This window comes from Kitasatospora sp. NPDC048540 (assembly GCF_040651175.1).
GTDB lineage: Bacteria > Actinomycetota > Actinomycetes > Streptomycetales > Streptomycetaceae > Kitasatospora.
Genome location: NZ_JBEZIR010000009.1, coordinates 74,985 through 89,595, shown reverse-complemented (window position 1 = coordinate 89,595; position 14,611 = coordinate 74,985). Strand labels below are relative to the sequence as shown.

Genomic DNA, 14,611 nt, shown 5'->3' with positions numbered 1-14,611 from the left:
CGAGGCTCCGCCGGGGTGGTGGAGCCCTCCCCGCCTCCGGCGGTGAGTCGCCGCCCGGGTGGTTCAGCCGCGGAGGCGGTAGCCGCGCGGGGTCGGGTGGAAGCCCGCCTCCTCCAGGAGCCGGCCCAGCGGTGAGGTCAGGGCGCTCTCGCCGTTGGCCCGCTCGACCGTGACGCTGCCCAGCGCACCCCGGCGGACGGCCTCCGCCAGCGCGGCGGTCGCGAGCCCCGCCTCGCCCCAGGCCAGCAGCGACTTTCCGCCGCGCTCCACGTACAGCGACAGCTCCCCGTCGACCAGCACCACCAGGGCGCCCGCCTTGCGGCCCGGCCGGTGCGCGGCCACCGTCTTCGCCGGGCCGGGAGCCGTCGGCGGCTCGGGCCAGGGCAGCGCGGCGCCGTACGCGTTGGCCGGGTCCGCCGCCGCCAGCACCAGGATCTGCGGCGGCTCCGCCGAGGCGGCCGCCGTCCACCCCTCGGAGCCGGCCCGCTCCAGCCGCCCGTTGACCGACCGCAGCCGGTCGGCTGCGCCGTCCATCGCGAACTGGGCGCCGCCCAGGCCCTCCACGAAGTACCCCCGGCGGGCCCGGCCGCGCTCCTCGAACGCCGACAGCACCCGGTACACCCCGGCGAAGCCGCCCGGCACCCGCTCGGCGGCCACCGCGCCCCGGGTGAGCAGGCCGTGGCGGTCCAGCAGGTTCTGGGCCTGTGCGGCGGCCCGGGCGGTCGGCTCGGCGTCGTACGCGGGCAGCAGCGACCAGCGGCCGACGGCGGTCGGCGGGCCCGGGCGCAGCGTGCCCGGCCGGTTCAGGGCCCGTCCGGCGCCGCCGTAGCGGCCGCGCGGGGTGGCCCTGGGCGCCCGGTGGGCCGTCGACCCGGCGGTGCGGCCGGAGCCGAGCAGGGCGCGCAGCGGGGCGAGGGTGTCGTTGGTGACGTAGCCGGCCCAGACCAGGTCCCACAGGGCTTCGGTGAGCTCGCTCTCCGGGGTGTCCGGGGTGCGTTCGGCCAGCTGGCGGAAGAACAGGCCGTAGCCGCCGGCCAGCGCCTCCAGCAGGGTGGTGTGGACGGGCGTCAGCGCCGGCTGGACGGGCTCGGGGCGGATCAGGTGCGCGTCCTCGGGCAGGTGCAGGCCGATCCAGCCGTCCTTGCCCGGCAGGGCGCCGGCGCCGGACCAGCCGATCTCGCCGGCCGCCATCAGCTCGTCGAGCAGGCCGGGGGTGTAGTCGGCCAGCCGGGCCGGCAGGATCAGCTTCTCCACCGCGGAGGCGGGCAGCGCCGTGCCCTGGAGCTGTTCGACCACCCGCAGCAGGCCGTCGGGGCCGCGCAGGCGGTGGCCCGCCAGGTGCTGCCACTGCGGCAGGAACGCCGCCAGCGCCCGCGGCGGGACCGGCTCGACCTCCTGCCGCAGCGCGGCCAGCGACCGGCGGCGCAGCCGGCGCAGCACCTCGGCGTCGCACCACTCGACGGTGGCGGTGTGCCCCTCGACCGGCCGGAACTCGCCCTGGACCAGCCGGCCGGCGGCGGTCAGCCGGTGCAGGGTGCCGGTCACCACGGCGGTGCCGAGCCCGAACCGGGCGGCCGATTCGGCGGCGGTGAACGGGCCGTGGGTGCGCGCGTAGCGGGCCAGCAGGTCGCCGAGCGGGTCCTTGACCGGCTCGGTGAACGCCTCGGGGACGCCGACCGGCAGCGGGGTGCCGAGGGCGTCCCGCAGCCGTCCGGCGTCCTCGATCGCGGCCCAGCGCTGCTCGCCGCCGACCCGGACCTGGATCAATCGGCGGGCGGCCTCCAGCTCCAGCGCCCACAGCGGCTCGGCGCCCCGGGCGGTCAGCTCGGCCTCGCTCAGCGGGCCGAGCAGCCGCAGCGCGTCGGCGACGCCCTCCGCGTCCTTGATCCGGCGCTCGGGGGTGAGCCGCTGGAGCTCGGCCTCCAGCTCGGCCAGGACGGCCGGGTCCAGCAGCTCCCGCAGCTCGGCCTGGCCGAGCAGTTCGGACAGCAGCCGGGAGTCCAGCGACAGGGCGGCGGCGCGGCGCTCGGCCAGCGGGGAGTCGCCCTCGTACAGGAACTGGGCGACGTAGCCGAACAGCAGGGAGCGGGCGAAGGGTGACGGCTCCGGCGTGGTGACCTCGACCAGGCGTACCGCGCGGGACTCCAGATCGCCCATCAGCTCGACCAGGCCCGGCACGTCGAAGACGTCCTGGAGGCACTCGCGGACGGCCTCCAGCACGATCGGGAAGGAGCCGTACTCGCCGGCCACCTCCAGCAGCTGGGAGGCGCGCTGGCGCTGCTGCCACAGCGGGGTGCGGCGGCCGGGGCTGCGGCGCGGGAGCAGCAGGGCGCGGCCGGCGCACTCGCGGAAGCGGGAGGCGAACAGGGCCGAGCCGCCGACCTGGTCGGTGACGATCTGCTCGATCTCGGTGCGGTCGAAGAGAACGGCGTCGGCGCCGACCGGGGCGTCGTCGGCCGGCGCGCGGTCCGTGGCGGGCCGGTCGACGGGGAAGTCGAGCAGGTCGGCGTCGGGCAGGCGGAGCACGATGCCGTCGTCGGCGTGCATCACCTGCGGGTCGAGGCCGTGCTTCTCGCGCAGCCGGGCGCCGATCGCCAGCGCCCAGGGGGCGTGCACCTGGGCGCCGAAGGGGGAGTGGATGACGATCCGCCAGTCGCCGAGCTCGTCCCGGAAGCGCTCGACCACGATGGTGCGGTCGTCCGGCAGGTGGCCGCAGGCGGCGCGCTGCTCGGTGAGGTAGGTGAGCAGGTTGCCCGCCGCCCAGTCGTCGAGGCCGGCGGACCGGAGCCGGGCGGTGGCGGCGGCCGGCTCCAGGCCGCCGAGTTCGCGGACGAAGGCGCCGAGGGCGCGGCCGAGCTCCAGCGGGCGGCCGAGGGTGTCGCCCTTCCAGAACGGCAGCCGCCCCGGGATCCCCGGTGCGGGGGAGACCAGCACCTTGTCGTGGGTGATCTCCTCGATCCGCCAGGAGGTGGTGCCCAGGGTGAACACGTCGCCCACCCGGGACTCGTAGACCATCTCCTCGTCGAGCTCGCCGACCCGGCCGCCGCCCTTCTTGGGGTCGGTGCCGACGATGAAGACGCCGAACAGGCCGCGGTCGGGGATGGTGCCGCCGGAGGTGACGGCGAGCCGCTGGGCGCCGGGCCGGCCGGTGACCGTGCCGGCGACCCGGTCCCAGACCAGGCGGGGCCGTAGCTCGGCGAAGGCGTCGGACGGGTAGCGGCCGGCGAGCATGTCCAGGACGGCGTCGAAGGCGGACTGCGGGAGGGTGGCGAAGGGGGCTGCCCGGCGGACCAGGGTGAGCAGCTCGTCGACGTCCCAGGTGTCCAGGGCGGTGATCGCGACCAGCTGCTGGGCCAGTACGTCGAGCGGGTTGCGGGGGATCCGCAGCGCCTCGATCCGGCCGTCCCGCATCCGCTCGGTGACCACGGCGGACTGGACCAGGTCGCCCCGGTACTTGGGGAAGAACACGCCGGTGGAGACGGCGCCGACCTGGTGGCCGGCCCGGCCGACCCGCTGCAGGCCGGAGGCGACCGAGGGCGGCGACTCGACCTGGACCACCAGCTCGACCGCGCCCATGTCGATGCCCAGCTCCAGGCTGGAGGTGGCGACCACGGCGGGCAGCCGGCCGGCCTTCAGCTCCTCCTCGACCAGGGCGCGCTGCTCCTTGGAGACCGAGCCGTGGTGCGCCCGGGCGAGCACCGGTGGTGCGCCGGCGGCCGCGCCGGAGCCGCCCATCAGCTGGGCGGGGGCGTGCGCGGCGGGCAGGGCGGCGCCGGTGGCGCGCTCGACGGCGATCTCGTTCAGGCGGTTGCACAGGCGTTCGGCGAGGCGGCGGGAGTTGGCGAAGACGATGGTGGAGCGGTGGGCCTGGACCAGGTCGACGATCCGCTCCTCGACGTGCGGCCAGATCGAGGCGCCGCCCTGGCCGGGCGGGGCGCCGGCGCGGGCCGGGTCCTCGGCGGGGGCGGGCAGCTCGTCCAGGTCGGCGACCGGGACCACCACGGAGAGGTCGAACACCTTGGCGGAGGGCGGTTGGACGACCGCCGCGCCGCGCTGCGGGCTGAGGAAGCGGGCCACCTCCTCGACCGGGCGGACGGTGGCCGACAGGCCGATCCGGCGGGCCGGGTGGTCCAGCAGTTCGTCCAGCCGCTCCAGGGTGAGGGCCAGGTGGGCGCCGCGCTTGGTGCCGGCGACGGCGTGCACCTCGTCCAGGATCACCGTGTCGATGCCGCGCAGCGCGTCCCGGGCGGCACTGGTGAGCAGCAGGAACAGCGACTCCGGGGTGGTGATCAGGATGTCCGGCGGGTGGCTGGCGAAGCGGCGCCGGTCCGCGGCCGGGGTGTCGCCGGAGCGGATCGCCACCTCGACCTCCGGCTCGGGCAGGCCGAGCCGGACCGCGGCCTGGCGCAGTCCGGCCAGCGGGCCGCGCAGGTTGCGCTCGACGTCGACCGCGAGGGCCTTGAGCGGCGAGATGTAGAGCACCCGGCAGCGGCGTTTCGGATCGGCCGGGGGCGGGGTGCTGCTGAGCCGGTCGAGGGCGGAGAGGAACGCCGCCAGCGTCTTGCCGGAGCCGGTCGGTGCGACCACCAGGACGTCGGTCTGCCGCTGGATGGCGGCCCAGGCCCGGGTCTGGGCCTCGGTGGGCGCGTCGAAGGCACCGGTGAACCAGGCCCGGGTGGGCGGGGCGAAGCCGGCCAGCGGGTCGGGCGATCCGCCCTGGCCCGGCGATCCGTCCTGCGGGGCCTCGGTGTCGTCGTGGGGCGCCATGCCCCCATGGTGCCTGCCGCCACTGACAGCCGACGCCCGGACGGGCGGTGGGCGGCGGGTCATGGGCGGCAGGTCATGGGCGGGCGGCGGGCGCGCCGGGCGGCGCAGTCCAGGAGGGCGAGTCGGACATTCTGCTCATATGGTGATGATCCAGACGTCCCGCCCGGCCGTCCGACCGCCGCCCGGGCCGGCCCGACGAGCGGAGGCCGCACGATGGAGCAGGTGAGCCCGCCCGGCGGGGACCACGCCCGGCACCGTCGCGGCCCGGCCCGGATCCTGCTGGCCATGCTGCTGACCGCCCTCCTGCTCGGCGGCGCCGTGCCGTACGTCTCGGGATCGGGCCACGGCTACCTCAGCTACCTGGTGCTCGCCGACCGGCAGGACACCGAGGGCGCCGAACTCGCCGCCGAACAGGCCACGGCGGCCGGCGGCCAAGTGGTCCAGGACTACCCGCAGATCGGCGCGGTGCTCGCCTACGCCACCGGCCAGTTCGCCGAACGCCTGCGCGGCCGGCCGGGCATAGCCGCCGTCGGCGCCACCCGGACGGCGGCCGTGCCCGGACCGCCCCGGCCGCTCGACGGCACCAGCGACTTCCGCCCCGCCTCGGACAGCGCCCCGGCGCGGGGGGCGGCCCGGGGCCCGGCCGGCGACTCGACCGACGACTCGACGGCGACCGTTCCTGATCCGGCCGAACAGAGCGACTGGAACCTCGGCATGATCGGCGCCACCGAGGCCCCGGCCCGCTTCGCCACCCTGCTGCGCTCACCCGGACTGGCCCCGGTGGCCGCCCGGACCGCCGGCGCGGCGCCGCTGCCCTCGCCGCAGACGCTGCACGGCGTCCTGGTCGCGGTGCTCGACTCGGGCGTCGACGACACCCACCCCGACCTGCGCGCCGCGGTCGACCCGGAGGCCTCCGCCTCCTGCGCCGACGGCCGGCCCGACGCCCGGTTCGGCGCCTGGCGGCCCGACCCCGGGGTGACCGAGAGCGGGCACGGCACCCACGTGGCCGGCATCGTCGGCGCGGCCCGCGACGGCCACGGCGTGACCGGCGTCGCCCCCGGCGTACGGATCGCCGCGGTTCGGCTGCTCGGGCCGCTCGGCCAGTACTACGCCGAGAACATCGTCTGCGGCATGCTGTGGTCCGCCGACCACGGCGCGAAGGCCGTCAACGACAGCTACTTCGCCGACCCGTGGAAGTACAACTGCCCCGAGGACCCCGACCAGGCGGCGCTGATCGCGGCCGTCGGCCGGGCGGTGGCCTACGCCCAGAAGCAGGGCGCCGTGGTGGTCGCCTCGGCCGGCAACGACGGCCAGGACCTCGGTTCCTCCCGCCCCGACCGGCGCAGCCCCAACGACCGGCTGTCCGGCCCCGGCCAGGACCGGCTGCTCGGCACCGAGTGCATCCGGCTGCCCGGCGAACTCCCCGGCGTCCTGACGGTGAGCGCCGTCGACCGCCGCGGCCTGCCCGCCGGCTACTCCAACTACGGGCGCGGCCGGATCTCGATCGCGGCCCCCGGCGGCGACCCGGACGGCAGCGCCCAGAGCGCGGTCGTCTCCGACTGGCCCGGCGGGCAGTACGCGGCCCTGGCCGGGACCTCGATGTCGGCCGCCCACGTCACCGGCGCGGCCGCCGTCACCGCCGCCGTCCACCCCGAGTGGGGCCCGGCCGAGGTGGCCGACCAGCTGACGGCCGCCGCGGCGGCCGGCTGCGAGCGGGCGGCCGCCGTCTGCGCGGACCCGGCGTACCGGGAGTACTACGGCGCCGGGGTGCTGGTGCTGCCGGACTGACCGGCGAGGAGCGGCCCGCGGGCGAGGACCGGCATGAACGGACCGGCACGGGCCCGGCCCGCGGACCGGGCGGGAAAACGGGGGGCGGGGGCCGGGCCCGGTGGGGCAGGATCGGGCGGTGTCCACGTACCTGATGACCGATCGGCTGGTGCTACGCCCCTTCACCGGTGCCGCCGCCGACGTCGACCTGCTGACGGAGCTGAACTCCGACCCCGCCGTGATGCGGTACCTCACCGGTGGCCGGCCCGTTCCCCGCGAGGTGGTGGAGCGGGAGGTGCTGCCGGGCTACCTCGACACCTACCGGCGGAACCCCTCGTTCGGGCACTGGGCCGCGATCGATCGCGCCGGCGGGGAGTTCCTCGGCTGGTTCGAGTTCCGGCTGGACCCGGCGCCGGGCCCGGACGGGCGCCAGGAAGGCGGCCGGGACCAGGGCCGGGACGTCGAACTCGGGTACCGCCTGCGGCAGGCCGCGTGGGGGCGGGGGTACGCGACCGAGGGTTCGCTGGCGCTGATCCGGCACGGATTCACCGCACTCGGCGTGGCGCGCGTCCACGCCGTCACCATGGCCGTCAACCGGGGTTCGCGCCGGGTCATGGAGAAGGCCGGTCTGCGGCTGGTGCGGACCTTCCACGAGGACTGGGACGAGCCCGTCGAGGGAGCCGAGCACGGCGAGGTCGAGTACGCGCTGGAGCGCGCCGACTGGCGGCCCTGACCGGCCGGTGGCCCGGTTTGGGATACTGGGGCCATGAGGCTGACGGAGTTCTGGCGACGGATGCACGAGCACTTCGGCGAGGCCTACGCCGAGTCGTTCGCGCAGGACCACCTGATGAGCGAACTCGGCGGACGGACCGTCCGGCAGGCGCTGGCGGACGGCTGGGAGGCCAAGGACGTCTGGAAGGTCGTCTGCCGGACCCAGGGGGTGTCGGCGCTGCTGCGCTGACGGCCACTGCCGGGCGTATGGCCCGCGGGTGGGTGTACAGCTCCGGCCGACGCACCCGGGGTGAGCGATCCGTCCGGTTTCTCCCGGTTGATGGGTGAGACTGGCCCGGTGGTGAGCAGCTCGGAGACCCAGCAGACCCAGCAGACCCAGCAGGCCGCGGATCCCGCCCCCGCGCGCCGGTCCCCGGTGCCCCGGACGTCCGACGGCCGCACCCGGCTGACCGGCGGGGCGATGCCCAGGTGGCTGCCCCGGGCGCTGGTGCTGGCGCTGGTGCTGGCCGGGCTGTTCAAACTGGCCGACTGGGCGTTCCACCAGCTGATCGACCTGTTCGTGATGCTGCTGGTGTCCTTCTTCCTGTCGCTCGCGATGGAACCCGCGGTGGACCGGATGGCGGCCCGCGGGGTGCGGCGGGGGCTCGGGACCTTCCTGGTCTTCATCGGCCTGGCGGTCGCCGTGGCGGGTTTCCTGGCCGCACTCGGCACCCTGCTGGTGGACCAGGTCACCCAGGTCGCGGGCCGGCTGCCGCACCTGCTCGACGATCTGATCGAGTGGATCAACCGGACCTTCCACCAGAACCTGTCGCTGGACCAGCTCCAGCACCAGGTGCTGCAGGACTCAGGCACCATCGAGAAGTACGCCCAGCAGGCCGCCGACAACGCCTGGGGCGTCTCCAGCACCGTGATCGGCGGGCTGTTCCAGGCCTTCACGGTCGGGCTGTTCACCTTCTACTTCACCGCCGACGGCCCCCGGGTACGCCGCACGGTCTGTTCGCTGCTGCCGCCCGACAAGCAGGGCGAGGTGCTCCGGGCCTGGGAGATCGCGCTCGCGAAGACCGGCGGCTACCTGTACTCCAGGGCGCTGCTGGCGCTGGTGTCGACCGTCGCGCACTGGATCATGTTCCAGATCCTGGGTCTGCCGTACGCGGTGGCGCTGGGCGTCTGGGTCGGCGTGATGTCGCAGTTCGTGCCGACCATCGGCACCTACATCGCGGGCGCGCTGCCGGTGCTGGTGGCGCTGACCGTGCAGCCGTCGGACGCGCTCTGGGTGCTGGCCTTCGTGATCGTCTACCAGCAGGTCGAGAACTACCTGCTGCACCCCAGGATCACCGCGCGGACGGTGGACGTGCACCCCGCCGTCGCGTTCGGCTCGGTGATCGCGGGCGCGGCGCTGCTGGGCGCGGTCGGCGCACTGATCGCCATCCCGGCCGCCGCGACCCTGCAGGGCTTCGTCGGCACCTACGTGCGGAGGTACGAGGTGACCACCGATCCGCGGATCGACCGGGGAACGGCGTGGCGGGAGCGCCGTCGGCTGGCCGCCCGGCGGCTGCGGCGGATGGTCGGGGCCCCGGACACGGAGGAGCCGGCGGGCGGGGGCGACCTCGGGTCGCAGGGTGAATCCGCAGGTCAGGGGGTGGGCGGCGGGGAGAGGTAGGGCGGAACGCGGCAATCGAACAGGTGTTCCCTATACTCGGGCATGACGAGTTTTCCACAGGCGGAGCCCGATCGGGGCCGATTGTCAGTGGGACGCGCTAGCGTCGAGGACGATGAAGCGCACAGCACAGAACCCGAGGGTGGAAGCCATGGCAGCAACGGACCGCGAGAAGGCTCTTGAAACCGCGCTCGCCCAGATCGAGCGGCAGTTCGGCAAGGGCTCGGTGATGCGCCTCGGCGACCAGGCCCGCACGCCGATCGACGTGATCCCGACCGGATCCACGGCGCTGGACGTCGCGCTCGGGGTCGGCGGCATCCCGCGCGGCCGGGTGGTCGAGATCTACGGCCCGGAGTCCTCCGGCAAGACCACCCTGACCCTGCACCTGGCCGCCAACGCCCAGCGGCTCGGCGGCACCGTCGCGTTCGTCGACGCCGAGCACGCGCTCGACCCGGAGTACGCGCGCAAGCTCGGGGTCGACACCGACGCCCTGCTGGTCAGCCAGCCGGACACCGGCGAGCAGGCGCTGGAGATCACCGACATGCTGATCCGCTCCGGCGCGATCGACCTGGTGATCATCGACTCGGTCGCGGCGCTCGTGCCGCGGGCCGAGATCGAGGGCGAGATGGGTGACTCGCACGTCGGTCTGCAGGCCCGGCTGATGAGCCAGGCGCTGCGCAAGATCGCCGGTGCGCTCAACCAGTCGAACACCACGGCCGTCTTCATCAACCAGCTCCGCGAGAAGATCGGCGTGATGTTCGGCTCGCCCGAGACCACGACCGGTGGCCGCGCGCTGAAGTTCTACGCCTCGGTCCGCCTGGACATCCGCCGGATCGAGACGCTGAAGGACGGCACCGAGGCGGTCGGTAACCGCACCCGCGTCAAGGTGGTCAAGAACAAGGTCGCCTCGCCGTTCAAGCAGGCCGAGTTCGACATCCTCTACGGCGTCGGCATCAGCCGCGAGGGCGGCCTGATCGACATGGGCGTGGAGCACGGCTTCATCCGCAAGTCCGGCGCCTGGTACACCTACGAGGGCGACCAGCTGGGCCAGGGCAAGGAGAACGCCCGCAACTTCCTGCGGGACAACCCGCAGCTCGCCGACGAGATCGAGGCCAAGATCAAGGGCAAGCTGGGCATCGGTCCGAAGACCGAGACCCCCGCCGACGCCGAGGGCGGTGCGCCGGCGGCTGCCGAGGCCGCCGCCCCCGCCGCCGCGCCGGCCAAGGCCGCGGCGAAGAAGACGGCGGCGGCCAAGGCCTGAACCGTTGACGTACCACCCCGAGGACCAGTCACCGGGCCGCTCCGAGGAGCCCGGTGACTGGGGACCGCCCGACTGGTTCGCCGCCGTCGCGGAGCCCGCACCCCCGGCGGAGCCCCGATCCGCGGCCCGGTCAGGGGACCGGCCTTCAACGGGCGGCGAGGCCGTGCCGGAGCTGGATCTGTCGGAGCTGGTGTCCGCCTCGCAGCTGCCGGGCGGGCGCCGGCGTCGGCGCAGCGCCCTCCAGGAGGAGTCGGCCGACGGGTCGCCGGACGGGTCGGCGGGCGTGCGGGCCACGGCGCGAGGCCGGGCACGGGCCGGCACGTCCGCGGACGCGGACGGGCCCGATGCCGACGGCAGCCCGGCGGGGCGCCGTGGCCGGTCGGGGCGTCCGGGAGGCGGGTCCGGCCGGCGCGAGCGGGACCACCACGACGAGCGGGACGAGCATGAGGACCGGCGCGAGCGGGGCCGGCCAGCGGGGGCGCCCGATGCCGAGTCGGCCGACCCGGAGACCCGGGCGCGGGACATCTGCCTGCGGCTGCTGACCGGGGCGGCGAAGACCCGCAAGCAGCTCGGGGACGCGCTGCGCCGCAAGGAGATCCCCGAGGAGATCGCCGAGCAGGTGCTCGACCGCTTCGAGGAGGTCGGGCTGATCGACGACGGCGCGTTCGCGAACGCCTGGGTCGAGTCCCGGCAGGACCGCCGCGGCCGGCGCGCGCTGGCCCAGGAACTCCGTACCAAGGGGGTGGCCGGGGAACTGGTCGAGCAGGCGGTCGCCCAGGTGGAGGCCGAGGACGAGACCGACTCCGCCCGGGCACTGGTCGACCGCAAGCTGCGGGCCACCCGGGGACTGGACCGGCAGGCCAGGATCCGTCGCCTGGTCGCGATGCTCGCGCGGCGGGGTTACCCGGAGGGGCTGGCGTTCCGAGTCGTGCTGGCGGCGCTGGCCGACGAGGGCGGGGCCGGTGGTGCAGGCCGGGCCGGTGAGGACGACGACAGCGGTGACGACTCCGGGGCATGGTGACGTCACCTCAGATCACCGAAGTCAACTCTCGATCGCATCTTGACCGTTTCGTAACCTGCGCCTAGCCTCGCAAGCAGTGAGGGATCACTCCGACCATCCCGTCGGTGCGCCGGGCCGTGCCATCGGCCGGAGTCGGTTCCGTACAGTCGTCCGCCCCGTGCGGTCCCCGGTCGACTCCCTCACCGCCGCCACGGCAGAGTGTGCGCAGGGACGGGGGAGTGACTCGGATGACGATCGCGACTGATGCCGGTTCGGGGCCCGTCATGCTGGTGACCGGCCTGGTGCTCGCGGCGGCGCTCTGCCTGGTCCTGGCGGCCGGCTGGCTGATGCTGCGCCAGCGCCGCGCGGAGCTGGACCGGCGCGAGGAGCGGCTGGCCGCCGAGCTGCGGCGCCTGCACCAGCAGGAGGACGAGCTCGCTGCGCGCTCGGCCGAACTGGTCGTCGCCCAGGCCGAGCTGCGGGAACTCGACACCGGCCACCGGCAGGCGCTCGAGCGGATAGCCGGGCTGACGGCGCGCCAGGCCAAGGCGGAACTGGTCCACGAGGTCGAGGACGAGGCCAGGCACGAGGCCGCGGTGACCGTCCGGGAGCTGGAGCGGCAGGCCAGGGCGGAAGGCGAACTGCGGGCCCGGGAGATCATCGCGACCTCCGTCCAGCGGCTGGCCGTGGAGCAGACCGCCGAGTCGGTGACCACGGTCTTCCGGCTGCCGAACGAGGACATGAAGGGCCGGATCATCGGCCGTGAAGGGCGCAACATCCGCGCCTTCGAGACGGTCACCGGCGTCAACCTGCTGGTCGACGACACCCCGGGCGTGGTCCAGCTCTCCTGCTTCGACCCGGTCCGGCGGGAGGCCGCGCGGCTGACCCTGGAGACACTGGTCGGCGACGGCCGCATCCAGCCCGCCCGGATCGAGGAGGTCCACGAGCGCAGCCGGACCGAGATCGAGCGGCTGTGCGTGCGGGCCGGTGAGGACGCGCTGCTGGCCGTCCGGATCGGCGAGATGGCCCCGGAACTGGTCCGGGCGCTCGGCACGCTGCACTACCGGACCTCCTACGGGCAGAACGTCCTCGGGCACCTGGTCGAGTCCGCCCACCTGGCCGGGACGATGGCCGCCGAACTGGGGGTGCACGAGGGCCTGGTACGGCGCGCGGCGCTGCTGCACGACGTCGGGAAGGCGCTCAGCCACGAGGTGGTGGGCAGCCACGCGGCGGTCGGTGCGGAGTTCGCGCGACGGCACGGGGAACCGCCGGAGGTGGTACACGCCATCGAAGCGCACCACGGCGAGGTCGACCCCGCAACGGTCGAGGCGGTGCTGGTGCAGGCGGCCGACGCCTGCTCGGGCGGGCGGCCCGGGGCGCGGCGCGAGTCGGTGGAGACGTACGTGCGGCGGCTGGAGCGGCTGGAGGAGATCGCCCGCGGCCACGACGGGGTGTCGAAGGTGTTCGCGATGCAGGCGGGGCGCGAGGTGCGGGTGATGGTCCAGCCGGAGGTGGTGGACGACCTGCGCGCGCAGGTGATCGCCCGCGAGGTGGCCCGGCAGGTCCGGGAGGAGCTGACGTACCCGGGGCAGATCAGGATCACGGTGGTGCGGGAGAGCCGGGCGACGGAGTTCGCCCGGTGAACACGCCCTAGCTCCCCGCGCCCGCCAGCGCCCCCGGGCCGCCCCGCGCGTTGTCGGCCAGGGCCAGCAGCGCGTCGGCCCGGCACCCCTGGGTGGCGCCGACCAGGTGCCCGTCGGGCCGGATCAGCAGCACGGTGTGCGGGTCGGCGCCCGGGTACTGCTCGGTGACCAGCACCTCGGCCGGTACCGGCAGCGCCGTCGCGACCTCCGCCAGCCGCGGCATCAGCCCCGCGCCCAGCCAGTGCCGGGACGCCCAGACCGCCGTCCCGGGCGCCACCAGCAGCAGCAGGAAGCCGCCGCCGAGCCGCGAGCGGAGCTGGTCGGGGGTACCTTCCATGGTCACCACCGGCAGGTCCGGCACCAGCACCCCGGGCGCGGTGGCGGGCAGGCTCTCGGTGAGCGAGGTGCCCCGCCCGGGCCCCCGCTGCACCGGTACCCGCCCGGGTACGCCGGAGGGCGCGGCCGGGTACGCGGGCGCGCCGCCGAACCGTCCGGTGCCGAGCTGACCGTCCGCCAGCAGCGGCGCGTGCTTGCGGAAGGACCCGGTGAGCAGCGAGCGGCGGGTCTGCTGCCAGCCGCGCAGCGGTCGCAGCAGCGGCATCGTCTGGTCGACCGCGCGCAGCCGCGCGCCGACCGCGCCGCGGCGCTCGGTCTCGTACCCGTCCAGCAGGGAGCCGCCGGGCTGCGGCCCGCCGGAGTGCAGGTGCCAGGCCAGGGCGAGCCGCCAGGCGAGGTTGTCGGCGTCGCGCAGTCCGTCGGTCAGGTTCTGCATGCCGAGGGCGCCGTGCAGGTGGGCGGCGTCGCCGGCCAGGAAGCAGCGGCCGGAGCGGAACCGGGCGGCCAGCCGCTGCTGTGCGGTGTGGTCGGCGGCGGCGAGCAGCTCGTAGCGGGGCAGTTCGCCGCACCAGCCGGTGAGGGTGGCCTTGACCCGGGCGAGCAGGGTGTCGCCGGTGACGATGCCGGGCCAGGTGGCGTGCGGGTCGACGGGTTCGCTGGGCTGCGGGCGGCCCGGGGGCAGCCGCCAGTCCAGGCGCCACAGGCCGTCCGGCAGCGGGCGGGCGCAGGCCTCGCGGTCGCCGCGCCACGGGGGTTCGCGGTGCAGCCGGGCCTCGCCGGCGAACGGCAGGTCGACCCGGACGGTCGCCACCGCGTGCCGGTCGACGGCCGGCCGCCCCGGAAAGCGGATCTTGAGCAGCCGGCGGACGGTGGAGCGTGCGCCGTCGCACCCGACCAGGTGGCTGCCGCGCCACCAGGTGCGGGTGCCGTCCTGGGTGTGCTCGGTGCGGACGCCGACACCGTCCCGGTCCTGCTCCAGCTCGGCCACCCGGCTGTGCGGTACCAGCTGGATCAGCGGGGTCGCGGTGACGGCGTCCCGCAGACCGCGCTGCAGGCGGTGCTGGGCCAGGTGCAGCACCGGGGAGTCGGCCAGGGGCAGCCGCAGCACCTCGGAGCGGCGGCGCCAGATGGTGAACGCCTCCCAGCGGGCGGCGTCCGACTCGGCCCGGGAGTAGCCGATCCGTCCGAGGAAGGCGGTGGTCTCGCCGCCGAGCACCACGGTGCGCGGGCTCTCCGGGCACAGCCCGGCGCCCTCGTCCAGCACGATCGAGGGCACCTCGTTGCGGGCCAGGGCGAGGGCCAGGGCCAGGCCGACCGGCCCGGCCCCGACCACGATCACCGGGTCCACGTCGAAACCTCCGCGCGGCGGGCGCGACGGGGCCCGGCTTCAGTGCTCAGGGCTGGGGAGGCTCCGGGTGGTGTCACGAAGAGCAATGCAACAGATCACC

The 14,611-nt window shown here is 75.4% G+C and carries 9 protein-coding genes; 7 read left to right on the top strand and 2 right to left on the bottom strand.

Translation table 11 applies throughout. The features are described 5' to 3' along the window. Positions 1-63: 63 nt before the first annotated feature. Positions 64-4,767, bottom strand: a complete 4,704-nt coding sequence (locus AB0D08_RS06465; protein WP_051811980.1) for an ATP-dependent helicase — start codon at positions 4,765-4,767, stop codon at positions 64-66. Between the two features lie 213 nt (positions 4,768-4,980). On the opposite strand from AB0D08_RS06465, the gene AB0D08_RS06460 reads away from it, so the two are divergent. The 7 genes from AB0D08_RS06460 (at position 4,981) to rny (ending at position 12,827) form a co-directional block, all read left to right on the top strand. Continuing rightward, positions 4,981-6,555, top strand: coding sequence for a S8 family serine peptidase (locus tag AB0D08_RS06460; protein ID WP_359886485.1), 1,575 nt, complete (start codon positions 4,981-4,983; stop codon positions 6,553-6,555). Positions 6,556-6,673: 118 nt separating this feature from the next. Beyond that, positions 6,674-7,267 carry a GNAT family N-acetyltransferase gene (locus AB0D08_RS06455; RefSeq protein WP_149038000.1) on the top strand — a complete coding sequence of 198 codons (594 nt, stop codon included), beginning with the start codon at positions 6,674-6,676 and terminating at the stop codon, positions 7,265-7,267. Between the two features lie 33 nt (positions 7,268-7,300). Continuing rightward, positions 7,301-7,495, top strand: a complete 195-nt coding sequence (locus tag AB0D08_RS06450) for a DUF3046 domain-containing protein (RefSeq protein WP_359886482.1) — start codon at positions 7,301-7,303, stop codon at positions 7,493-7,495. Positions 7,496-7,726: 231 nt separating this feature from the next. Further along, positions 7,727-8,926, top strand: a complete 1,200-nt coding sequence (locus AB0D08_RS06445; protein WP_033819050.1) for an AI-2E family transporter — start codon at positions 7,727-7,729, stop codon at positions 8,924-8,926. Positions 8,927-9,074: 148 nt separating this feature from the next. Beyond that, positions 9,075-10,184, top strand: a complete 1,110-nt coding sequence (gene recA / locus AB0D08_RS06440; RefSeq protein ID WP_033819034.1) for a recombinase RecA — start codon at positions 9,075-9,077, stop codon at positions 10,182-10,184. 163 nt (positions 10,185-10,347) lie between these two features. After that, a complete protein-coding gene (locus AB0D08_RS06435; RefSeq protein ID WP_359886479.1) occupies positions 10,348-11,205 on the top strand; it encodes a regulatory protein RecX in 858 nt (285 codons plus the stop codon). A 227-nt stretch (positions 11,206-11,432) separates the two neighbouring features. After that, positions 11,433-12,827 (top strand): ribonuclease Y, encoded by a 1,395-nt coding sequence (gene rny / locus AB0D08_RS06430; protein ID WP_033819033.1) that lies wholly within the window; start codon positions 11,433-11,435, stop codon positions 12,825-12,827. Between the two features lie 7 nt (positions 12,828-12,834). Here the strand turns inward: rny and AB0D08_RS06425 are convergent, their stop codons facing one another. Further along, complete coding sequence (locus AB0D08_RS06425; RefSeq protein WP_359886476.1) at positions 12,835-14,511, bottom strand: FAD-dependent monooxygenase; 1,677 nt, start codon at positions 14,509-14,511, stop codon at positions 12,835-12,837. Between the last annotated feature and the right edge of the window lie 100 nt (positions 14,512-14,611).